General features: G+C 58.5%; 18 protein-coding genes. All 18 read right to left on the reverse strand.

Annotated features, from left to right (window positions below):
• Window positions 1-323: 323 nt before the first annotated feature.
• Complete coding sequence (locus VSR82_RS14615; protein ID WP_498857806.1) at window positions 324-1,349, reverse strand: LuxR C-terminal-related transcriptional regulator; 1,026 nt, start codon at window positions 1,347-1,349, stop codon at window positions 324-326.
• A 418-nt stretch (window positions 1,350-1,767) separates the two neighbouring features.
• Window positions 1,768-2,811: a 4-hydroxyphenylpyruvate dioxygenase gene (hppD, locus tag VSR82_RS14620; protein ID WP_498857807.1), complete on the reverse strand. Its 1,044-nt coding sequence runs from the start codon at window positions 2,809-2,811 to the stop codon at window positions 1,768-1,770.
• 40 nt (window positions 2,812-2,851) lie between these two features.
• Entirely contained in the window at window positions 2,852-3,931 is a 1,080-nt protein-coding gene (locus tag VSR82_RS14625) for a homogentisate 1,2-dioxygenase (RefSeq protein WP_498857808.1), read from the reverse strand.
• 279 nt (window positions 3,932-4,210) lie between these two features.
• Window positions 4,211-5,455 carry an amino acid aminotransferase gene (locus VSR82_RS14630; protein WP_498857916.1) on the reverse strand — a complete coding sequence of 415 codons (1,245 nt, stop codon included), beginning with the start codon at window positions 5,453-5,455 and terminating at the stop codon, window positions 4,211-4,213.
• A 30-nt stretch (window positions 5,456-5,485) separates the two neighbouring features.
• Window positions 5,486-6,529 (reverse strand): fumarylacetoacetate hydrolase family protein, encoded by a 1,044-nt coding sequence (locus VSR82_RS14635; RefSeq protein WP_498857809.1) that lies wholly within the window; start codon window positions 6,527-6,529, stop codon window positions 5,486-5,488.
• 371 nt (window positions 6,530-6,900) lie between these two features.
• Window positions 6,901-7,362: a MarR family winged helix-turn-helix transcriptional regulator gene (locus VSR82_RS14640; RefSeq protein ID WP_498857810.1), complete on the reverse strand. Its 462-nt coding sequence runs from the start codon at window positions 7,360-7,362 to the stop codon at window positions 6,901-6,903.
• A gap of 164 nt (window positions 7,363-7,526) precedes the next feature.
• Window positions 7,527-8,828: an MFS transporter gene (locus VSR82_RS14645; protein ID WP_498857811.1), complete on the reverse strand. Its 1,302-nt coding sequence runs from the start codon at window positions 8,826-8,828 to the stop codon at window positions 7,527-7,529.
• Window positions 8,829-8,837: 9 nt separating this feature from the next.
• Complete coding sequence (argE, locus tag VSR82_RS14650) at window positions 8,838-10,043, reverse strand: acetylornithine deacetylase (RefSeq protein WP_498857917.1); 1,206 nt, start codon at window positions 10,041-10,043, stop codon at window positions 8,838-8,840.
• A gap of 271 nt (window positions 10,044-10,314) precedes the next feature.
• Window positions 10,315-11,763 carry an amino acid permease gene (locus VSR82_RS14655; RefSeq protein ID WP_498857812.1) on the reverse strand — a complete coding sequence of 483 codons (1,449 nt, stop codon included), beginning with the start codon at window positions 11,761-11,763 and terminating at the stop codon, window positions 10,315-10,317.
• Window positions 11,764-12,059: 296 nt separating this feature from the next.
• On the reverse strand, window positions 12,060-13,226 hold the full coding sequence (locus VSR82_RS14660; RefSeq protein WP_498857813.1) for an acetyl-CoA acetyltransferase: 1,167 nt from the start codon (window positions 13,224-13,226) through the stop codon (window positions 12,060-12,062).
• 344 nt (window positions 13,227-13,570) lie between these two features.
• Window positions 13,571-14,704: a porin gene (locus tag VSR82_RS14665; RefSeq protein ID WP_498857814.1), complete on the reverse strand. Its 1,134-nt coding sequence runs from the start codon at window positions 14,702-14,704 to the stop codon at window positions 13,571-13,573.
• A 256-nt stretch (window positions 14,705-14,960) separates the two neighbouring features.
• Window positions 14,961-16,067: a histidinol-phosphate transaminase gene (hisC, locus tag VSR82_RS14670; protein ID WP_498857918.1), complete on the reverse strand. Its 1,107-nt coding sequence runs from the start codon at window positions 16,065-16,067 to the stop codon at window positions 14,961-14,963.
• 191 nt (window positions 16,068-16,258) lie between these two features.
• Entirely contained in the window at window positions 16,259-17,386 is a 1,128-nt protein-coding gene (locus tag VSR82_RS14675) for a branched-chain amino acid ABC transporter substrate-binding protein (protein ID WP_498857815.1), read from the reverse strand.
• Window positions 17,387-17,941: 555 nt separating this feature from the next.
• Window positions 17,942-18,187: a hypothetical protein gene (locus tag VSR82_RS14680; RefSeq protein WP_498857816.1), complete on the reverse strand. Its 246-nt coding sequence runs from the start codon at window positions 18,185-18,187 to the stop codon at window positions 17,942-17,944.
• A gap of 437 nt (window positions 18,188-18,624) precedes the next feature.
• On the reverse strand, window positions 18,625-19,827 hold the full coding sequence (fdhA, locus tag VSR82_RS14685) for a formaldehyde dehydrogenase, glutathione-independent (protein WP_498857817.1): 1,203 nt from the start codon (window positions 19,825-19,827) through the stop codon (window positions 18,625-18,627).
• A gap of 52 nt (window positions 19,828-19,879) precedes the next feature.
• On the reverse strand, window positions 19,880-21,109 hold the full coding sequence (locus VSR82_RS14690) for a M24 family metallopeptidase (RefSeq protein WP_498857818.1): 1,230 nt from the start codon (window positions 21,107-21,109) through the stop codon (window positions 19,880-19,882).
• A gap of 114 nt (window positions 21,110-21,223) precedes the next feature.
• On the reverse strand, window positions 21,224-22,354 hold the full coding sequence (locus VSR82_RS14695; RefSeq protein WP_498857819.1) for an FAD-binding oxidoreductase: 1,131 nt from the start codon (window positions 22,352-22,354) through the stop codon (window positions 21,224-21,226).
• 15 nt (window positions 22,355-22,369) lie between these two features.
• On the reverse strand, window positions 22,370-23,626 hold the full coding sequence (locus VSR82_RS14700; protein WP_498857820.1) for an aromatic ring-hydroxylating oxygenase subunit alpha: 1,257 nt from the start codon (window positions 23,624-23,626) through the stop codon (window positions 22,370-22,372).
• Window positions 23,627-23,632: the final 6 nt, after the last annotated feature.

A 23,632-nucleotide genomic window follows, 5' to 3' on the forward strand; every position in this document is an offset into this window, starting at 1 on the left:
TCCTGGTTTATAAGAATGTTTTCCGATCGAACATTCGTTACGTCAACGTCCGCGCTTCGAATGCCTTGCTACAGGCTGAAGATCATCCCAGCAAGTCATCCGACGGGGGATTACCCGCCTGGCCACTTGAGAGAGTGGTGCAATTGCTCTCGCCCTTTTGCTGCAGGTCTCGCCAACACCAGATCCTTACCACCCGGACTAACGGCAACCGAGTCGTTGTATGGGAGAACAATGCCTTCTTGCCGTGCGATTTGCCATTCGGCCGATTACCCTGGGGTCTACACTGAAACTGCACCGCAAGTTCGTTTCGTTATTCAACAGTCTCAATCGTCTTTCCAATGGCCACCAACCAACCTACCGATGAGCTCGCCAACTGTAGCGACGCCATATTTGCGCATGAGCCGCGCGCGATGAGCCTCGACAGTTCGGTGACTGATACGCAGATCCCGGGCGATCTGCTTGCTGCTCCTACCGGTTACGAGCAACTGGGCAACTTCTCGCTCGCGCTGAGTGAGTTCCGTTACGACCCGTCGAACTGCAGAGATATCTTCGAAAGACCAGATCGCCGACGCAAACGGATCATTGTGGTCAATTGAACGTCCTGAGACGTGACACCAGAAGAGGCTCCCGTCGGCTCGCCGCATGATGCGCTCGTCCGAGTAAAACCCGGTCCTACGCATCGCCAGCACCGCGCGTTCACCAATGTGCTGAAATTCGTCGTGAGACGGGTAGAGACACTCCAGAGAGCGGCCAGAGAGCTCACTCAGTGAATAACCGAACGTTTTGCTGAAAGCCTCATTGCACGACACGATCGTGCGCCGCGTAGACACGAGCAGTCCCACCGGCGCCATGTGGAACGCGAGCGTCAGGTCCGCGGAGGTCCCACCGGGAGAGCTATCCGCTTCGCTGCTGCGAGCTTGCGAATCGCCGTGGGGCGAAGATTGGTGCATCGCTTTATGTGCGGGGCGTGCCGCCGGTTGTCCCGAGGCTCGCCAGATTCTGGCGACGCTCGAAGGCGAGACGTTCGACTCCCGCGCGACGCTGCGGATGCTCAGCGGCTTACCGTGCGCTCCAGCATTGCCTTCAACAACCGCGAGGACCTTGGCAGGCTCGATCTTCCGCGGCGCGCCGCTTCTGGGCATATCCAGCAATCCATCGACCCCGCAGTCGATATAGCGGTTGCGCCACTTTGAAACAGTGTGTGCGTCCACGCTGTTGGTCCTTGCCACCGAGTTGTTGTCCAGACCGTCGGCACATGCGAGAACAATTCTTGCGCGAAGTGCGATTGATGGCTTGACGTCGTCGCGTGACGCCATCGATTGAAGCGTCTCTCGATCCTGGAGGCTCATCACGACTTGCCCTTTTGGGCGGCCTCTCGCCATTTCTAACTCTCCATCGGGCGGGACAGTCCCACTACAGTTTTAGCGATCTATTTGTTGAGAATTCAGGGGGAGAGCAACACAAAGCCACGATTTGCGGACTTTCCGCAAAGTGCAGGGTTTGGCGCTGTTCCATGGATCATGGCTGCCCGGCGCTGCTGAAATTCAGGAGCGATTCGCACGTTGACGCCACATAGACGAAATGCGTGGCGCCGCCCGAGGGAACGCGCTGCAGATGGGCGCCTTGTCGAAGACGGAACTTGCTGCCAGGTGGCTCTACGGGCGCAGCGCTCCGTTCTGTGTTTGACGCCACGCCTCAGGTTTTCCACCCGGAGGCGTGGCTTTGGTGCGGCCTCGCCGGTCAAGATACGAGGCCGGCAACCGGTACTTACGCGTTCGCGCCCGGCGCGACCTGCTCTTTTTCGATGGCGTCGAACAGGGCCTTGGCGTTGCCGTTGCCGAAACCCTCGTTACCTTTGCGCTGGATGATCTCGAAGAAAATCGGACCGATCATCTTCTTCGTGAAGATCTGGAGCAGGGTTCCGCCGGGTTCGCCGGGAGCCTCGCCCTTGTCACTGCCATCGAGCAGGATGCCGAGCTGCTTGAGGCGGTCCACCGGTTCGCCGTGCCCCGGCACGCGTGCTTCCAGCCCGCCGTAGTACGTGTCCGGCGTCTTGAGGAAGTCCACATGATTCGCGCGCAGAGTGGCAACGCTTGCGTAGATGTCGTCGGTCGAGAGTGCCATGTGCTGGATGCCCTCGCCGTGGTACTCGTCGATGAACTCCTGGATCTGCGACGCGGGTTCCGTCGGCTCGAGCACCGTGACGACAACGCCGCCCGACGGACTCTTGACAGCTTGCGTACGGAACCCGGTACGCTCGCCGCGCGCTTCCAGTTCAAAACACACGTGGAAGCCGAACAGGAGCTCGTAAAACGCTACCCAGCGCCCCATGGTCCCCTCGGCAACGCAGTGGGTAATGTGGTCGATGCGTCCCAGGCCCGCGCCCACTGCCGGCTTCACGTCCCCAAATCCTGACAGGATGGCACCCATAGCGGCTTCGTCGACGAGGTACAGCAGGCTGCCGCCGATACCGCCGAGCGCGGGTGCATCGAAACTTTGACGCAGCGGACCGTCGTGGCGACCCATGCCCACCCGCGCGGCGGCAACAAGCGCCTGCGCGGACGACGGCACGCCAATGCCGATCGCCGAAACACTGTTGCCGTGCACTGCGGCGAACGCACTCGCGTGCGTATCCGGCTCAGCGTTTGCGATGAAAAGGATTTTGCCTTGGGCGTAGAGCGTCAGCGCACGCGACGGGTGACGCGCAACGAGCGTCATACCGATCGCACGAAGCTGTGCGTCCAGCGCGGCGGCGTCGGCCACGGCGAATTCGACAAAGCAGATTTCGGTAGTGGGGATAAAGTCGGTCATGCCAATGCTCCTGATAGATTTTCCAGTTTCGTCAAATGCTTTACTGTTCAGCCCGCTCGGCCATCGTTGCACCCGCTTCGGCTACTTCCTGCTCAAGATAGCCACGCCACGAGTCCGCGTAATCGTGCAATTCCATTGCCGGCGGTGCGACGATCTCGACGGGTTCGGCCACGTCGATGTTCAGCGCCACTTCTTCAGCTATCTGCCCCGCGCGCTGCTCTGCATTGCGGAACGCCTGAGGGTGCGGACCGTGAGGGACGCCGGCCGGATGGAACGTCAGGGCGCCCGGCTCAGCGCTATCGCGGCTGAAGAACCGACCACTGTGGAAGAAAACGAATTCATCGTAGTCGTCGTTCGAATGAAAGAACGGTACCTTCAGTGCATCAGCACTCGACTCGATCGGCCGCGGCGTGAAAACGCAGATCGCGACTGACGCAGAAGCGAAGGCGCAATGCGCGGTTGGCGGCACGTGGTAGCGGTGGCTCGCCACGGCACGGATATCGCGCCAGTTGAGCTTGATCACGCTCAGGCTTCCCTTCCAGCCGACCGTATCCAGGGGGTTGAAGGGATAGACTACGGTTGAAATTTGACCGCGTCGCTTGACCATGAGCGGCCACTCGCTCTGCTCGCGCTGCTTCGCATAGCGCTCATCCAGTTTCGGCGTCTCAAGCACGCCTGGATCAAATGGCGAGTGTTGACCCAGCAGACCGCGATCGGGGATACCGAACGGCTGCGCCGACTCGATTGACAACCACTCGCAAACGGTCGACGGCTCCACGCGCCATGCGGTGCCCTTCGGCAAGTACACGAGGTCACCCGCTTCGAAGTCGAGCGAGCCGAAGTCGCTGAAAATCACACCACCACCGACATGCGCAAACAGGAACAGATCGCCGTCTGCGTTCCGGCACAAAGCCGAATTCGTATCGTGCCGCCAGAAACGCATTTCGAACGACGCGCTCCGGGCCAAAACAGGTGCGTCCCACAGCGACGGCACGACGCCGGCAAGGCGCTTGGTCGTAAAGGCGCGCGGACGAAGCACGCCTTCCCAACGCAACCAGGCCGTCGGAGGATGAGCCTGATAGATGTGCGAGACCGGGCCATCGAAGCCAGCCTTGCCCATTTCCCGTTCGTATACCCCCTGCGGGATGCCGGTATGTGCCTGGCGCGGGGCCCTTCCCTCAAATTTCACAAATCGCATGAATTCACCCTTTTATACACACTGAAATAGTTTCATATTGAAACTAAGTGTTGGCTATTGGACCTTCCTTGTCAAGCGTTTCTCGTGGGGCTGCATGCCCCAGGAGTCGATAACGCATGTGGATTGGGCGGGACCCAGCATCCGATACACGGATGCCCTCTGCCCGCCCGCCTCTCGGTCAGCCGATTCTGGATATTCGCGTCAGGAAAGCGCCGCGGTCACTACATTGGCCATTGCGACTGCAACGCGGCCGACATTGCCGTCGTTCAGTCCAGCCACACAGAGTCGACCGGAACGCACCAGATAGACCGCGTACTCGTCGCGCAGCGTGTCTACCTGCTGCGCAGAAAGCCCGGTGTAACTGAACATGCCGCGCTGCTCGATCAGACTCGAAAGAAGGTTTGCAGCCCTGTCCTCCGCGCCACGCTTGTGCAGTTCCTTCTGCAGGCCGTCGTGCAGTTCGCTTCGCATTCGCTTGATACGACCGCGCATGGCGTCGAGCTCGGCCTGCCACTCGGCGCGCAGTTCGTTCGAGTTCAGCACGGAGGTAATCACCTGCCCGCCATGCGTTGGCGGTCCCGAGTAGATACGACGGACAGTCGATGCCAGTTGGCCGGTCACTCGTTGCGCCTGCTCTTCGTCCGCACAGACCACACTCAACGCACCGCAACGCTCGCCGTAGAGCGAGAAATTCTTCGAGAAGCTGTTGGCGACGAACATCGGCATCGGTCGACCGCCCTGACGGACGTCAGCGAGGGTACGAACGGCCCAGGCGTCGTCGTCCAGCCCCGCACCGAAACCCTGATACGCCATGTCGATGAAGGGTAACAGCCGTCTTTCGGCTACCACGGCGAACACCTTTGCCCATTGCTCGCGTGTAAGGTCAACGCCAGTCGGATTGTGGCAGCAAGCGTGGAGAACCACGATGCTTTCGGGCGCGAGTTCGCAAAGCGTTCCCATCATGCCGTCGAAGTCGAGTCCGCCCGTGGCCGCGTCAAAGTACGGGTACGTTTGGACGGGGAAGCCGGCAGCCTCGAAGATCGCGCGATGGTTTTCCCAGGACGGATTGCTGATCCAGACACCGCTCTTGGGGAAGTAACGGTGTAGAAAATCCGCACCAAGGCGCAACGCGCCCGACCCGCCAAGAGTCTGCGCTGTCGCGATACGTCGCGACTCAACGGCCTCATGCGTAGCACCGAAAACGAGGACCTGGACGGCAGCGCGGTAATTCAGCGCCCCCTCGAGCGGCTGATACGGCCGCGGCCCAATGGTGCCGAGTCGGGCAGTCTCGGCGTGGCGCACTGCCTCCATGACCGGGATTCTCCCAGCGTCGTCAAAGTAGACGCCGACGCTCAGGTTCACGCGCCCCTCCCGCGGATCGCGGTTAAAAGCGTCATTGAGCGAAAGGATGGGATCGCCTTCGTACGGCTCGACGATCTCGAGCAGATGTGTATTTTCCATTAGATTCACAGCCAGTCACGTTGCGGCATGGTGTACGCGTTGCTCGATGCAACCAAACACGCTGTTCCCGCGGTTAGAAAACGCTTCAATCCGTACGATATCGCCATCGACGAGAAAGGACGCCAGAGGGGTGACGCCGCCAATCATTTCGACGGCCCGTCGCTCGGCGATACAGCCGTAACCCGAGCCTTCACGCTGGTTCGAAACCGTCCCGGCACCCAGCACGGTCCCGGCGCAAAGGGGGCGCGTGCGGGTCGCGTGATGGATCAGATCGGCGAACGAAAAATGCATGTCCTCCCCCGTCTGCAGGCTCCCTACCGTCGTGCCGTTGTGCGACACGCGGAGTTCCAGATGGGCTCGCTCACCGTCCCACTGATCACCGAGTTCGTCTGGCGTGATAAAGAGCGGGCCCAGCGCGGTCGGCGGCTTGCCATGAATGAACCCGAAGCCCTTGGCCAGCTCTTCCGGAATCAGGCCGCGTAGCGAGATGTCGTTCGCCAGTCCGATCAGCCTGATTGCCTGGGCACACTCCGCCTTCGACGCACCTGCGGCGATCTCGCCCGTCACGACGACCAGTTCGGCCTCAAAGTCCGTGCCCCAGTTCGAGCCCAGCACCTCTATGGCCCCGTTCCACGGAAGGAAGGGGGCGGAGACCCCCTGGTACATGATCGGGTCGGTAAGCGCCGAGGGCGGCATCCCAGCGCCGCGCGCGCGTCGGACGAGCTCAACGTGGCGCAGATACGCGCTGGCGTCCAGCCACTGGAAACTACGCGGCAGCGGGGCAACGAGTTCATCGAAATCGAGCGGCTGGATGCCGTCCACCTCGTTCGCGCACAGACGTCGGTAAACGTCGCTCAGCGGCGCCGCGACCGCATCCCACCGGTCAAGCGCCTGCTGCAACGTCGCGGCGTGCTCCGGGACAGCGCACATGGTTTTCCGGGTGGTGTCGACCAGCACCAGCTTGCCATCTGGAGTGCCGTCGCGTAGCGTCGCAAGTTTCAAAGAAATCTCCTGAAAAATATTGAGTTCGGCATAAAACCGCCCGAACGCCCGCTTCACGGAACGTCCTAGCGCTGATCAGCCTGTAATGCGAACGCCAGGCGGCTCCTGCGGCGCATGACGTCCAGAACGGAACACATCTGCGCCCCGCTTTCGAGGTCTCGGCCTCGACGGCCGCGGGGCACACTCAGTCAACCGCTTCGTGCGTGGGTCCTGCGCAAAGCTGGACCGTGTGCAACCCAATTCCCGTCGACGGCCAGTGGTGCGCCGACGCCGAACCAACGACGCCTCTCACCGCCACATCGACCCGGCGATTCATAGAGGCATATTAGCTTCAAAATGAAATTATTAAAATAGGAAATCATTGGGACAAACCCGTGCATCGGCCTCGGCGGCCGAAAGCTTGAGCCGGTTAGCAGCGGCCCTGCCGCTTAGGTTACGTTTTCTGCGTTTCGCCACACCCGAAGGGAAAGCGTGACCAACGTCGCACGCTCTTCCCCGGACAGGCCTGCGAGAAGTTCGTCCTCAAGCTGGATCGCCAGCGGAACGATTTCTTCATACGCACTGAGTCCCTTTTTATTCAACCGTAGAGTCACCCGGCGGCGATCTTCGGTGTCAATTTTTCGGCTCAGCAGTCCCAGATCCTCCAGCTGGTTGAGGGCCCGCGTCACGCTGACGCTATCCATTGCCGCCCGTTCTGCAACGTCTTTCGCCGACAGTGGCTGCAGGGCGTTCCCGAGGTGCGCCATCACGCGCCACGCCGCCGCTGACATCCCGAACCTGTCATAACAGAAAGTATGCAGCTTCGCGCTCACATGATTGACGATGAACGAAAAACGGTAGGGCAGCCAAGAATCGAGATCGAGCCTGGTGGATTCTGTCGAAGCGCGCATGAGCTGTGGCTGGTAGTGGTCGGCGCTGTAATTATTTCACAATGAAGGAAAAATATCTGCGTCCGCACCACCTGCCGTCCCGCCCAGGTCCGAATCCGGAGCTCTTACCGGCCGGACGCAGCGAACATCCGGGCACCGCCGACAAACAGCCCCGCCAGAGACAGTCACACGTCCGCGGCTACCCAGCCCCTCCCGCCGCGAGCGCGGAGCATGCTGACCGTGGCCAAGCTGACCGCAGCTGCGACCGTCACGTAATATGCGGGCGCGAGATCACTATGAAACGCCTGTATGAGCCACGTGATAATGAATGGTGCAAAGCCGCCAAAGATCGTGACAGCAATGCTGTAGGCAAGCGAAAGTCCAGTCGAGCGGGTTCTCGTGGGGAAAAGATCAGATAGGAGTCCGGGCAGAACGCCGAAATATGTGGCTACAAGCGCGCCGAGGACGACTTCCACCGACAGCATCATGAGGACGCTGGGATGGGCCTTCAGCAAAAGAAGCAGCGGGTAAGCAAGTAAGAGATACAACGTCGACGACCAGCTCATGATCCCGAGGCATCCACGCTGATCGGCAATCCTGCCGGCAATGGGAGCGACGATAAACTGCGTGGTTCCTGCGGCAAGCGTTGCGAGGAAAGCTCCAAGGGGCGCAATTCCGAGTCGTTGTACAGCGTATGTCGGCATGTAGAGGACGAAGTAGGTCGCGATCGTCGCCAGTACCACTAACCCAACGGCATACAGCAGCCGCGTCCGATCGCTCTTCATCGCTTCTGCCAACGGAGTGATCGTCTGCTCACCGCGTGTGAACTCCGGGGTCTCGTCGACGTTCCGTCGGATATAGTAAGCGACAGGCCCTAGCAGCAAGCCGAAAACGAAAGGCGTGCGCCACCCCCAGCTGCTGATCTGCTCCGGGCTTAGCGTCGCATTCAATGCAGCGCCGAACCCGGAAGCCAGCAGTGTTGTAACGCCTTGACTCGCGACCTGCCAGCTGGTGTAAAAATAGCGCCTGCGAGGTGCATGCTCGGCAAGGAACGCCGTGGCGCTGCCGAACTCTCCACCTGCGGAGAAACCCTGAATCATCCGTGCCACTACCATGCCGGCGGGCGCCCACAACCCGATGCTCGAATACGTCGGAAGCAGCGCTATCAGGAGCGTCCCAGCCATCATGAGTGTGATGGACATCATCAATGCCGCTTTGCGGCCAGCCCTGTCGGCATAGACACCAAGCACAATCGCGCCAAGCGGCCGCATGAAGAACGACACGCCGAAAGTGCCCAGCGCCAGAAGCAGCGACACTCCGCTGCTGCCCGTTGGGAAAAAGAGCTTGCTGATGGTCACGGCGAAAAAGCCGTAAACCACCAGGTCAAACCATTCCAACGCATTGCCCAGGGAGGCGGGGATGATGATGCGCCACGCCGCTGGTGCATCGCGCTCTAACGCAGGACTGTTCGCGAAGCCGTTCTGCATGATGGTTAATCATCCTTCTACAGTTGAGCCGGCAGCGATGTCCTGGCGCGCAATGCTTCCGATTACCCTGGTCAGAAAATCGACGCAGGCGGCGACCTGACTTACCTCGACGAATTCATTTGGCTTGTGTGCCTGCTGGATGTCCCCGGGCCCACAGATCACCGCCGGGATACCGACTTCCTGAAACTGGCCAGCTTCTGTGCCATATGCGACCTTCTGATGTGATCTGTCGTTCGACAACGCGCGAACAAGCTGCGTGACAGCCGCCTCTTCCTGTGCCTCAAGGAAAGGCGCTTTCGCCAGCTGGACGAACCGCACATTTGAGGAAGGGTGCTCCGCGCGCATCCTGGGCAGAAGCGTCCTCTCAACGTGGTCCTCGATCCTCCCAAAAAATTCGGCGGGATCGACGCCAGGGAGATTGCGGTATTCAAATTCAAACTCGCAACTCTGCGGAATCGTGTTGACAGACATGCCGCCACGAATGGTTCCCACCTGCGCGGTGCTGAACGGGACGTCAAAGTCGTTATCGAACGGACCATCCACTTTCATGGCATCGATAAGATCCCTCATGAAAGAGATGAGTTTTGCCGCATATTCAATTGAGTTGGCGCCGCGCGGCGTCAGAGACGAATGGGCAGAATGCCCCTCGACGCAACAACGCCAGGTATTCACGCCCTTGTGTGCGACGATGACCCGCATGGACGTCGGCTCACCAACGATACAGCCGCCAGGTTTCACCCCTCGGGCCACGAGGTCCTTAAGCATGACAGGAGCGCCCACGCAGCCGAGCTCTTCGTCGTAACTCAGGGCGAAGTGTATTGGCTGCTTGAGTTCCGTCTTTAGGATCGTGGGGACAAGCGACAGCGCTGTTCCGATGAATCCTTTCATGTCACACGTACCGCGCCCGTAAAGCCGTCCCTCCCTGATCTCCGCCTTGAACGGATCCGAGTCCCACGCCTGTCCGTCCACAGGGACGGTGTCCGTATGCCCCGACAGAACAATTCCGCCCTGAACGCTACCGTTCCACGCCGGGATGGTGGCGAAGAGATTCGCCTTCGCACAGGAAGGGTCATAACTGAGCGTTGAATGGACACTCGCCCGGGCCAGGTCGTCGCGGACCGATTCAATGAGTGCAAGATTCGAATTGCGGCTGACCGTGTCATAAGACACCAGTCGCTTGATCCATTCGATTGCAGTGTGTGGAAACACATGCACTTCGGTATCCCCTTCGTGAAAGTCGCACCAATTCCAATGGTCTTCTGAACCGGACAACGACTACGCCAATGACTCACGACGCGTAGTCATTCGGGGTCAACCGCAGAAAGATGCCTCGCAACGAACCCCACCCCAAGGCGGTATGGAATCGCGGCGCGGCCACCGGTCATATCTCGTGCCGCTACCCGCAGCCGCTGAACGCTCTCATATCGCGCCGCCCGAGGCGGAGGTCACTCGTCCCGAACGAGCCGTGGACGCTATCGACCGATCGTCACGATTCCTGGCTCGGAAGTGCGGCATTTCCGGACGTTGCCACCGCGCGGGTGTGTGCCCTATCAACTCGTTGCCCCTTCTGCGACCGCGCGCAATAGACCACGTACAGGGCTGCAAGCCAGACTGGCATGGCCCACGCAGACAGCCGCATGGCGGGAGTGAAAAGCATGACGCCGATGATGGCGCACAGGAACGCGAGGCATACGTAGTTGCTTGCCGGACTGGCCAAGGCCCGGAACCGGGGCTGCTGCCCACGTGCTTGCATCCCGCGACGAAACTTGAGATGCGAAATAATGATGATCGCCCAGATGAATATCAAACAGGCGGTGAGCAGGGCAATCAGAAGTTCGATGACGCTACCCGGCATCACGTAATTCAGCAAAATACAGATTGCGGTGAACGCACCTGGAAGAAGGATTGCCGCCACCGGCACGCCGCGGCGGTTCACGCGCTGCAGCGACTTCGGGGCGTGGCCCTGATTGGCCATCCCATACAGCAGTCGGCTGTTGCAATAGACCATGCTGTTATACACAGACAGCGTAGCGGTAAGTATCACAAAGTTCAAAATATCTGCGGTGAACTTGAAGTGAAGAACCGAGAAGATCATGACAAACGGGCTGTTGCTAAAAGTCCCGCCTTGAGCGTTCAGCGATGCGACCAGGTCGGTCCACGGTGTCAGGCACAGTAGAACCAGCATCGAGCCAACGTAGAAGATCAGCACACGAAACAGGACCTGGTTGATCGCCTTCGGAATCGTCTTCGTCGGGTTCTCTGTCTCAGCAGCGGTGAACCCCAGCATTTCGAGACCGCCGAAAGACATGACGATGAACGGCATGGCCATGACAAGCCCCTGAACGCCACTCGGGAAAAAGCCACCGGCCTTCCAAAGGTTGCTTACGCTGGCGTGGCCCGAACCTGTAATCAGCAGGAAGGCGCCCATCACAATCATTGCCACCACTGCACCGACCTTAACCATCGCGAACCAGAATTCCGTCTCCCCATAGAGCCGAACGTTCACAAAATTCAGGCCGTTGATCACGACAAAGAAGAACGCAACCGTAGCCCACGTCGGAATCCACGGCCACCAGAACTGGATGAATTTCCCGGCGGCTGTAAGTTCAAGCATGCTCACAAGGATGTACAGCACGCAACAATTCCACCCGGAAAAGAAACCAGCGAAGTTTCCCCAATATTCTCCGGCGAAATGACTGAATGATCCCGACACCGGTGACTCGACAAGCATCTCCCCGAGGAATCGCATTATCAGGAAGACCACTACACCTCCGATGCCGTAACCGAGGAGCATCGATGGGCCCGCCAATTGGAGTACACCAGCGGATCCCAGGAATAGACCGGTTCCGATCGTGCCGCCCAACGCTATAAGTTGAATGTGCCGGTTACCAAGCTGCTTTTTCAGGGTTCCGGACATGCCGTTTTCATCTTGCATAACTCTCTCCGCGTAACCGCCGTGCCGGAACCGCGCCCAGTCCCGCCACACAAGATTCACCACGCTCCCAAACGCCGGGAGTTGTCGGGGCTCATTAAAGACTCGCCAGCGATTCCCTCGACTCATAGATCCAAGCACCTGGGACCATTCATAAGTCGGCTGGCTTAGTGTCGTGTGATATTTCTTTCGTAGTACTGTGAAACGACGATGTATACCGTGTGATCTCCTTGCCCCACACGCGCATCGGCATAACCATTCAGAGGAGAACGCTAGCGGCCCCGTCCGGCTGCGACGCGTCAGCGAGTGCGCTCCAAAACGCTGACGTAACTCGCAACGGCTGCCCCGCCCATGTTGAAAACACCGGCGAGTTCGGGATGCGGCAACTGCATCTCGCCTGCCTGCCCGGTAAGTTGCATGGCCGAAAGCACGTGCATGGAAACCCCGGTGGCGCCAATGGGGTGTCCTTTCGCCTTCAGTCCGCCCGATACATTGACAGGGAGTCGCCCGTCCCGCATCACCACCCCATCCTCGAGCAGACGATGGCCCTGTCCGGCGGCCGCGAGTCCCATAGCCTCATAACTCAGCAGTTCAGCGATTGTGAAGCAATCGTGCACCTCAGCAAACGAGATGTCATCGATTGAGCAGCCGGCGACCTCCAGGGCCTGTTTCCACGCCCTCCGGGGACCCAGGAACTCCACGGCTCGACGCCGTGCCAGGGGCAGGTAGTCATTGACCTGCACGCGCGATCGAAAGGCGACCGACCGAGGGAAATCGGCGGCCACATCGGTAGACGCAAGAATCAATGCCGCTGCGCCGTCGGAGACCAGCGAGCAATCCGTTTTACGCAAGGGCGGCGCGATTATGGGATTCTTCTCTGAAACGGTGTTGCAGAAATCGAAGCCGAGATCGCGGCGCATGTGCGCCCATGGATTGACCGCACCGTTCGCGTGGTTCTTGGCCGCGATCTTCGCCAGCGCCACCGACTGGTCGCCGTAGTCGCGAAAGTAGTCCATCGCGATGCTACCGAAGATGCCAGGAAACCCGCCGGGCGGATTTCCGGCCTCCCCGGAATACCCGCAATCGCCAAGAATGCGCGTAACCTCCGATCCGGAAACCGACGTCATCTTTTCGGCGCCGACTACGAGAGCGATTCGTGCCCGCCCAGCCTCGATCGCGTCACAGGCTCCGTAGATTGCGGCAGACCCGGAGGCACACGCATTTTCAAGCCTCACTGCGGGCTTCCAGCGAAGCCCGTCATCGCAATTGAGCGCAAGCGATGAGGCAAAGATATCCGGAACAAAGCCACCATTCAGGTTGCCGATCCAGATGCCGTCCACCGCACCTGCAGGAAGATCGACGCTCGCGATGGCTTCACGGCCGGCGTGCACGATCAGGTCTTCCAGACTCAGAGCGTCATGCTTTCCGAACGGAACATGTGCCCAACCGACGATTTCAACGCCCATTGCTTTCTCCAACGAAGGTATATGTCCGCAGGTTACCCTCGTAGATGTTGGGCCGACAGTCGTCGGATTACATTAGGGTCTGCACCAGACACCGTTCCACAAGTTCGTTACATCGCGCAATCGCGCGTCTCAGCCACCGTTGCCCCGTCGCGGCGACGCCGTCTACAGGATCGCATGTGAAACGTGCCCCCCAGCACGCGTCCGACTGCAGCGACCATCTGCGCCGACGCGGACTACGCTTATGCTGCAGCAAGGCTTTCGCCGTGCTGCAGCCCAACTGCAATCTGCGCGGCCGCAGCGCTGATCGTCTCAGCCGCATTGCCGCTTCGTGGTCGGCGTGAGCGTTAGAACCTGTGGCGGATGCCGATACGCGCCACCACCTGCGAAGTCGTGCTTGACTCGCTGCCCGCAAGGCCTTGGTAGATCGCTGCGTTCGCCCCCCCAGACGATTTCTGATAGATACCGGTCAGATATACGTCCGTACGCTTGGACAACATGTAGTCGGCCACCAGATTGAACTGGTTGTACTTGGGTCTCGCGTCGTTGTAATCGACCTTACCTTCCGTGAACGTGTAGCCACCACCGAGGGCAATCGCGGGCGTCAGATGGTACTGGGTCCAGATTTCGTAATTGTCGAACGTGACCGTATTCCCGACCACGCCGCTGGCATCGTCAAAACGCGTATTTGTATAGTTGAGGCCGACCTGTGCCTGACCGATCGTGTATGTCCCGCCAGCACCGATAACCTGCATGTTGCGCGGCGAACCGACGTATCCAAACGCACCCTCCCCGTTCGATACGCCCGGGGTCCCGTTCGGCTGAAAATTCCCATCCTGGAACTGCGTGGCCGGGTTTTTCGCGTAGAAGTACGCTGCACCCACGTACAACGGCCCTTGGTTGTAACTTGCGCCAGCCGCAACGGTGCTTTTTTGACCAAAACTGCCAGCAACGCCCCCGAACGCGTACATTGCCTCCGCGCTGAAACCCCTTAGCGTCGGTGTCACGTACTTGACCGCGTTGTTCACGCGAAATCCGTTGTCTGTGTTATCGATGTCGCTCGGATGCGAATACAGCGCGCCCCACTGTCCATTGAACGTCGTCGGCTGAACGATGTCGACAATCGGATCATACTGGCGACCGAGTGTTAAAGTACCCCATGCCGCGTTCGTGACTCCGACGTATGCCTGTCGGCCAAACAGGAGGCCACCCTGTCCGAGGGATCCATTGAACGCATTAAAACCACTTTCGAGCTGGAAGATGATGTTTGTGCCGCCGCCCAGTTCCTCCGTACCCTTAAGACCCCAGCGACTACCCTGTGCGATCCCGCTTTGAGCCTGCCAGAGGCTGTGGCCGCCCGCGTTGTTCGTGTAGGTAATACCGGCATCGATGATGCCGTACAGCGTGACGCTATTCTGCGCAAATGCCGGAACCGAAAAGGCTCCAGCAAGAGAAATTGCGAGAATCGAGGACTTTTTCATTTGATCTCCAGTAATTGGATGTTTGAAAGCTTTTATAATCGCCACACGTATTCCTGGAACAGACCTAAATGATCTGTCCACGGTCGTCTATTTGATTTGCATCCCTAATTGTATTTATGTTGACTTTCTATCGACGCTTCCACCCACTAGTGAGATAAACGAATGAATTCAAGCGGCATCAGCAAATCGCCGCCATCAAAACCCAAATACCCAGATTGCCGCCATGACCTTGGATACCTGGCGCAAATTGCCTAGGTCAAGTTAGCGAGGCTGCAAGTTCCTGAAGGAAAATTCGATTTTCATTCTGCGCCCCGACCGTCACGCGGATCCATTCAGGCAAGCCGTGGTCCGCCAGAGGTCTCACGATGACACCCTGCGCGAGCAAGCTGTCGAACACTTTCGTCGCTCCCCGGGCGTCACCTACGCGCACGCAGACGAAGTTGCCGTGCGGGGGGATGTAGCGCAAGCCGATTACGTCGAAACCTTCAGTCAACTGCGTAATGCCTTGCGCGTTGCTTTCCGCCGTTTCGCGCAGAAAGCTCTCATCGTTAAGCGCAGCGATAGCAGCCGACTGAGCCAGGCTATTGACGCTGAAAGGTCGGTGGATGCGGTCTAGCAGTGCACTCACCTCCGGTTGCGAAACGCCGAAGCCGACCCTGATGCCGGCAAGACCGAAAGCTTTCGAGAACGTGTGACAAACGAGCAAGTTCGGGAACTTTTCGACGAGGGAAATTCCGTCATACGCGTCACCCGCAGCGAGGTATTCTGTGTAAGCCTCGTCCAGTATCACCAGAACCCGACGAGGCACATCGCTTAAGAATGACTCTAGCTCCGCGCGAGGGATGAATGTGCCGGTCGGATTGTTTGGATTAGCAATGAACAGTACCTTTGTGTTTCCGGCGACGGCACGGCGCATGGCCTCCAGATCATGGCCGTAGCTTTTTGCCGGAACCACAATGTTGCGCCCACCGATCGCCGTGGTCGCAAGCCGGTATGCTGAGAAGGCGAACTGCGATGAGACTGTCGTTTCTCCCCTCTCAACGAAAAGGCGAACTGCCATTTCGAGTATTTCATTGCTCCCATTTCCAAGCGTTATCCAGTTTTCTGGTATTGCGAACCGTGCAGCGAGTACCTGCCTCAGCCTGCAGGCGTCGTTGTCCGGAAATCGATTCAGCGTGCCGATTTGCTCTTTTATTGCCTCCACGACACCCGGCGGTACTCCCAACGGATTCTCGTTCGACGACAATCTGATGATCTTCTCTGCGGGGACGGAGATTCTTTGTGCGACCTCAGAAGTCGACAGCCCTATGACGTAAGGCGAAACGGCGCGGGCGTATGGCGCCGCGCTATTCTCAATCTTCATCATGATGGATAGTCCAGATCAAAACCACGCGGTGATGTTGCGGGCATGCCGGTGCAAACTTTCCACAGTCCCGATGCCGCGTCCTTAGCCGTCTGATATTGTCCCCGCCGCCACGCGAAGGGGACTAGAGCAATACCCGCGATCTGAATGAGGCGGGCGCCTACGGCCGAATTTTTCGGCCGGGCAGAATGCTACTGGGTGACCGGCGTAAGTTCGCCCTTCACCATTTTGTAGACGACGACCGTTCCATTAGCGTTATCACCATTCGGGGTGAATTCGATATGCCCTGTGATGCCGTCGTATTTCTCCTTGGCGAGTGCATGCAGGTAGACCTTCGGGTCGGTCGAGTTGGCGTCCTGCATTGCCTTCGCAAGAATCATTACCGCGTCGTACGAATAAGGGGCGAACGCGACAATCTTCCCGTAGGCCTTCTGGAAGCGCTCCTGAAATTCACCATACTTCGGCATCGCCGAATGGGGAGCGCCTGCTTCGGTGCAGTATTGACCTTCCGCCGCCCCACTCGAGAGCGAGTCCCAGTTACCCGTGCAGACTGCATCCCCGCCGATAAAGGCTGCATTGATGCCGAGAGTCTTCATGCGGCGCACCATCGGTCCAGCCTGTGCATCCGCACCGCCGTACACAATCACGGTCGGGCTCGCCCCCTTTATCTTCGTCAGGATCGATGAAAACTCGACGGCCTTTTCATTGGTGTACTCACGGTCAGCGACCGGGACGTGGTGTACGTCGAGATACTTTGCGACTTCGTCTGCGAGTCCCTGTCCGTACGCGGTGCGGTCATCAATGATCGCAACCATTCCCTTACCGGCCAATTTCTGTGCAAATGCCCCCAGCGTTGCTCCTTGTTGGCGGTCAGTCGCCATCAGGCGGAACGTTGTAGGAAAGCCCTGGGACGTGTACACAGGGTTTGTCGCCGCCGTCGCCACCTGCGGAATTCCGGCGCTCGCATAGATACGCGACGCAGCAATGGTCGGACCCGAGCTGAGATGTCCCACGACACCTTTCACGCCTTCATCGACCAGTCGCTGGGCAACCTGGACCGCAGTCTTTGGATCGCCTTGGTCGTCCTCTGACACCAACTCGAAAGTCACCTTCGTGCCGGCGATGACAAGCCCCTGGTGGTTCAAATCGTCGATCGCCAGACGTGCACCGTACTCCACGTCTTTCCCCAAGTGTGCTTCAGCTCCCGTCAGAGGACCTGCAATACCAATCTTTACGACTTCGTTCGCTTGCGCGTTGAAAGTGGCAAGAACGAAAGCAACGGTCGATACCGCATACTTGATAGCTTTAAGAGACAACATGCTTTTTTCTCCAGCGAAAACGAAACATGGGAGGCTCGCTCCGGGCTTCCCTTTTTGAATATTTTGGATACCCGAGCATTGCCTTAGCGCTTACGTCCACGGTGATCAACGGCGAAAAGTTGCGGCAGCCCGGAAGGCGCGATGCGTTCTTTCCGGAAGCAGCAATTTAAGTACTTCTTTATTTATTGTTATTGCAAAGCTGGTGTGGTTCACCTAGCTCTCCACCCTCCTCCGCGCGGCCCCGATAGTGTCGGCCGGCGGCGCTGAGCCAGATACGTTTCGTGACGCGCCCGCCTTGGTCGATTCCTGTACGCGACCCGATGCCATATTAGTTACAGATACAAATAGTTGCAAGATGAAAATATAAAGTTTGCCTTGCAGAAGCGCCAGGGAAAGTTCCAGGTTGAGGCTGTCGCCGCTTTGATGGTGCGCCCCGCGCGACGGGGTGGACTACCGGTCGGCGACCGAGCCAGGAAGGCACAAATCAGCTCGTCTAAGGGCGGTCTGCTGGTCTCCGCGACGCCGCCATACAAGGCGGTGGTGCCCGGGTCGACGTCAGTTACAGCCGGTATGCCACCTGGCCGATAGCGGATAGAGTTCGGCGAATTTCGCTCCCACCTTCCTCTCGTCGATATTGACGTCAGTCTCTGCAGAATCGTCGGGCTTCTGGTGCTCCGGTAGCCGACCGAGCGGGGCTTCGCGGATGCAGGCAGTCAGCCGGCGGCGCTGCCAAAGGCGCGGGGCCACCAGCGCAGTGGGCTTCCGATTGGCAGATTTTTCCCTCGTCTTGGCGAGTCCCATGGGTTTCGCCGGTAAACGACGAATTGCCCTGTGGAGTCCGTGCTCGGTTTGCCGTCGAATCAGCGTTCGGTTTGGCGTGGAATACGCGCTTCATCGCGTCTGTTGGTGCCGGAGCCGACTCAGACGCGGGTCCACCATGGCGCGAACGTTCATCGCTGAAGAGAACGCGCAAACGCTCGAGCCACAAGATTCGAGCGCGTCTCGTCGCGGACATATAAGCCCAAAGATGCGTACTACGCCGTGGTCCCGCACCGTCGCTCAACCACGCCGACGGTGGCGACCTTGATAGAATGGCTGCGAGCAGAGGAGCCCAGCATCCAGGCAAGAATTTCTCTGAAGAAAAAAATGCCGGCGAAAGCCGGCACCAACCCTTCCTTGGAGAAGAGTCCCTTCAATTAAGACAGTTCGCCGCTACTGAGCTAGAAACCGCCATGGAATCACGCCGCTGTCCTGAAATTATCGTGCGGGTCTATGACAAATTTTTTCGGGACACCCGAGTCAAATTCGGCGTATCCAGCCGGCGCGTCATCGAGTTTGATGACGTTAACGTTGACAACCTCTGCAATGTTCAGTCGGTCCCATAAGATTGCCCGCATGAGGTTCCGATTGTATTTCATGACAGGCGTCTGGCCAGTGAAGAACGAGTGAGATTTCGCCCAGCCTAGCCCCAACCTCACCGAGAGACTGCCTTTTTGTGCCGCTGCGTCGGCGGCACCCGGATCATCGGTCACGTACAGCCCCGGGATACCAATGCTGCCGGCAGCTCTAGTGACTTCCATGAGGGAGTTAAGAACCGTCGCGGGCGCTTCGACTTGAGACCCCGAGTGCCCATGCCCGCGCGCTTCGAAGCCTACACAATCGATGGCACAGTCCACCTCCGGCTCGCCGAGCAAACTCGCAATCTGCTCCGCGAGAGATGCGTCTTCCGATAGGTCGACGGTCTCGAATCCGACACGTCGGGCATGCTCCAGCCGCTTCTGGTTCACGTCACCAACGATAGTCACAGCGGCGCCGAGAAGTCTCGCGGATGCAGCAGCCGCCATCCCAACGGGCCCTGCGCCAGCAACGTAAACGGTTGCCCCAGGCTGTACGCCGGCAGTCACCGCACCGTGATATCCCGTTGGAAGAATATCGGACAAGCAGGTGACGTCTCGAATCTTCGCCATCGCACGGTCGCGGTCTGGGAATTTGAGCAGGTTAAAGTCCGCGTACGGGACCATCACGAACTCAGCCTGACCACCAATCCAGCCGCCCATGTCAACGTAGCCATAGGCGCCGCCAGCGCGCGCAGCATTCACATTCAGGCAGACACCGGTGTTCTGTGCCTTACACATCGGACAGCGACCACACGCAACGTTGAACGGTACAGATACAAGGTCGCCTTTCTGTAGGGTCATGACATCTGAGCCTACCTCGATTACCTCACCCGTAATCTCGTGACCAAGTACAAGGCCCGCGGGTGCAGTGGTTCTCCCACGCACCATATGTTGGTCCGACCCACAGATGTTGGTCGCGACTACGCGAAGAATGACGCCATGGTTAGCTTTTCGACCGGCCGGGTCCACCAGTTCGGGGAACGCGATGTTCTGCACTTCAACCTTGCCCGGTCCGACATAAACAACTCCACGATTTCCTGACATAATGTCTCCTGGTTGTGTTTGCCAACTCGGTTGCGGATTCGCCGTGAGCACTTCAGAGCCACTCGGTCTCGAACCCGTACGATGTCAGCGGCAAGCAGCCATGGTCGGTCAAGACCACCTGCTGCTCAAGTTTCACCCCTTGAGTTCCTCCTTCTGCACCAATGTAGCTTTCGACGCATAGAGTCATGCCTGACTCGAACTGACCATCATATCCACCACTTTCCCAATCAACCTGGTGCGCGATATGCGGATACTCATCGACCATGCCAATGCCATGGGCCACGCAGCTGTATCGGTTTTTGACGTAGATTTCCGGAATCTTCCAAGCCTTCTCGGAAAACTCACGGAAGGTCATGCCTGGACGGAGCAAATCCATATTGAAATGAATCTGTGAATAGGCTATTTCGTAGAGACGACGTTGGTCGCCAGACGGCCGCGTGTGGCCGACGGTCCATGTCCTGGAAATATCAGAGCAGTAGCCATTCGGCCCCACCATGTCAGTATCGAAAGCCAGCAACTCGCCATACTGCAAAACCCGCGATGAGCACTCGTGCATCCATGGATTCGTACGGTCGCCGGATGCCAGCAGTCGCGTCTCAATCCACTCTCCGCCATGACGGATATTCTCGTAGTGAAGATGAGCCCAGAGGTCCTGCTCAGTCATTCCCGGACGAAGCTCACGATGCATGCGTTCAATTCCGCTTTCGCATGCACGGATTGACTCGCTCATAAGGACCAACTCGCCAGGCGACTTGATTGAGCGCGCCAATTCCATCATGGCTTGGCCGTCCAGAAGGGTCACCCCTCTTTTCGCAAGGAACGCGGCACCCATCGGGTCAAGCCGGTCCACTGCCAACCTCGTTTCGTTCGGTGCGCGCGCACGCAAGACATCGAGGATTTCTTCACCCCAGACCTCCGCACGATTTTCTGCATTGCCGCCAGCACTAAAGAACGACCAGCCCACTGCGCTTCGCAATTCAACGTCCAGATTTAAACCGTCCCATACATGCTTGCAGCTGTGGAACTCCCATCCGATGACGCGGCCATCCGCGAACACCATCACATACCGGGACGGGTTTCGTCCCGTCCATATCTGCATGTTCGAGGTATCCGTTGCGTAGCGAATATTGACGGGGTCATATAGCAGAATCGCCGGACAGTTATCTTTCTTAAGTTGCTCCTGCACGCGTGACAGTCGCCAGGCGCGAACATCAAGGAGCGTCTGCTCCGTTCGCGCATAATCGACGACATCAGTCGCGTCAATCGTGTCACCGCTAAGCATGTAACCCCTCCTAGTCGATGTGTAAATTGGAGTCCTAATGATGCTTAGGAGAACCTCCACGTCGAGCGCAGCCAGCACAGCTGTACTATCGCGTAAGGACTTCGGAGCGCACTTTCAAAGCTCAAGGACGAGGTCCGATGTGGGTCGGCTGCAGCAAAGCAGACGGAGACCCTTTTGAACCTCTCTTTCCCGAATCCCACCGTTGTGCTTCATATCCACAGTGCCCTCAAGCACCCTGGTTTTGCATGTCCCGCATATGCCCTGACTGCAGGACGACGGTATCGGGACGCCATTCTTCTTCGCAGCAGCCAGCACTGTGTCAGACGGGCTCATTGTGAACGTCCTGGACGAGCGCGAAAGCCTTACCGTGAATACTTCCTGAGCCGCACCGCTCTTTTCGTGCGCAGGCTCCGGTGGTACGGCCGGTGCGAAAGTGAAGCTTTCCTGGTGGTAACGGTCCGGGTCGTGACCGCCTTCCCGCAGCAAATCTCTTACTGCGGACATGTAGCCGGCAGGGCCGCAGGTGAAGACTTCTCGGTCCCTGAAATCGGGCAACCATTCAGAAAGCTGTTGCAGGGTAAGCCTACCTGTTGCGCCTGCCCAATCGCTTTCGTCACCGACGCCTTCGCATACGAAGAACAGCTTCAGTTGCGGCGACAGCTTCGCCAGTCTCTGCAGTTCCGCGCGAAAAACGATATCGGCAGGCGTCCTCGCGCTGTGCACAAATGCGATATCCCGGTCAAGCCCAAGGTCGATGCTCGCCCGTGTCATCGACATCAGTGGTGTCACTCCCGAACCGGCCGATAGATAGAGTGACTTGGGCGCAGCAGAAGCCGTAGACGTGAATGTTCCGGACGGGCCGTATGCGCGCAACTGGCTTCCCGCCTTCATGTTGTCGTGAAGCCAGTTCGACATGACGCCGCCGGGCATGCGCTTGACAGTAATGGACACCAGATAGGGACGCGTTGGCGGAGAAGAAATGGTGTAGCAGCGCTCGACCGATTGTCCCTGTACGGTCGCGGACACCGTCATGAACTGCCCCGGCTCAAATCGCACTGGCAAACCATCCTCCGTGCGGAACTCGAAGCTCTTTACGTCATGCGTTTCGTCAACGACGCGGCAACACGTCAGCGTTTGCTGTTCACTACTCGGCCAATGGCGGGCACCGCTTTCCCAGGTTCCTGCGTTAGTGAGTCGGTCGACAGCCTCTGGCGCCCGGTCAATCAATTTTTCTACAGAATTCATGATGGTGACTCTGCTTCAGATGCCGTGCGCGCTCAGGCGAGCTGCATACCAGCGTGAAAACTGGTCGACGTAGGCTTCGGTGAACGGTGAGAACACACCCGGCACATATGCCGGGTCTTGCGTACCTTCATGCGTGATTTCCACCAGGTGCTTGTCCTGTGAGTTGGTCGCAATCCAGACTTCAGTCAAATCCTTGACGTTGTAATCGACACCTTCAATCGCATCGGGATGGACGAGCCACTTCGAGCGCACCAGCGTCTTGTCTGGGGCAAGCGGAATGATGTAAGACACGACCGCGTGGTCGCTCATGACGTGAGTCCATGAGTTGTGTGTCCACAGATGCTGGTCGCCGAGGTCGCGTCGCGTGAGATTCGCGAACAGTTTCGTGCTGGCGACCTTGGTGCTGATGGTCTGCGACTCGCCTTCGCCCGCGATGACAAGCTGCTGCGTCCGGAACTGGGTCACCGCATCTTCGTCGAGCCACTCGACGGTCTCGCCAATAAAGCCGTCGCGCTCCCAGCTTGTCTGGCACGTTGCGTTACGCGTCTTGTAGTCTTCGAGCGCACGCAACGATTCTTCGCTCAGGTTCTCCGGGCAGAAACCGAAGTCTTCCGGCAGAAACGACGCCGTCAGCTCGGGATGCGTAGCCTGGCAGTGATAGCACTCGCGATTGTTCTCCATCACGAGTTTCCAGTTGCCGTTCTCAATGATTTCCTGCTCGAACGCAATCTTCGTGTTCCGCAAATCGTACGGTGCGAAACGCGGCGTCATCGTTTCTTCGAGCTTTGAGATGTCTTCGGGCGCGTTCTCGTCAAGACACACAAAGATGTGCGTGCCGATAATCCTGGTGTGCACCGGAGTCAGACTGCGGCAGGTCGGGTCGAAGTCTTTCCCCATGTGCGTCGTGTGGCGCAGGCTTCCGTCAAGATCATAGGTCCACTGGTGATAAGGGCACACCAGCATGCCAACCGTCGATTTCCCGGCTTCCTTGAGCCGCGCGCCGCGATGTCGACAGACGTTGCGATAGGTCCGGATGTTTTCGTCGTCGTCGCGGACAATGATGATGGAGGCCTTGCCAATGTCCACGGTTGAGACATCGCCCGGTTCGGGAACATCCGCTGTCACGCCGACGAGAATCCAATGCTTGTGAAAAAAAACCTCGACGTCCGTTTCGAAAACATCCTGGCGGCCAAAGAGCCCACCGGGCATACCGTGGCCGGGCTGACGGCTTCGAATCAACTCACCATGGGTTTTGGGTTGCACGTCAGACATCGTCTT

The organism is Burkholderia sp. JPY481, assembly GCF_038900515.1.
GTDB classification, from domain to species: domain Bacteria; phylum Pseudomonadota; class Gammaproteobacteria; order Burkholderiales; family Burkholderiaceae; genus Paraburkholderia; species Paraburkholderia youngii.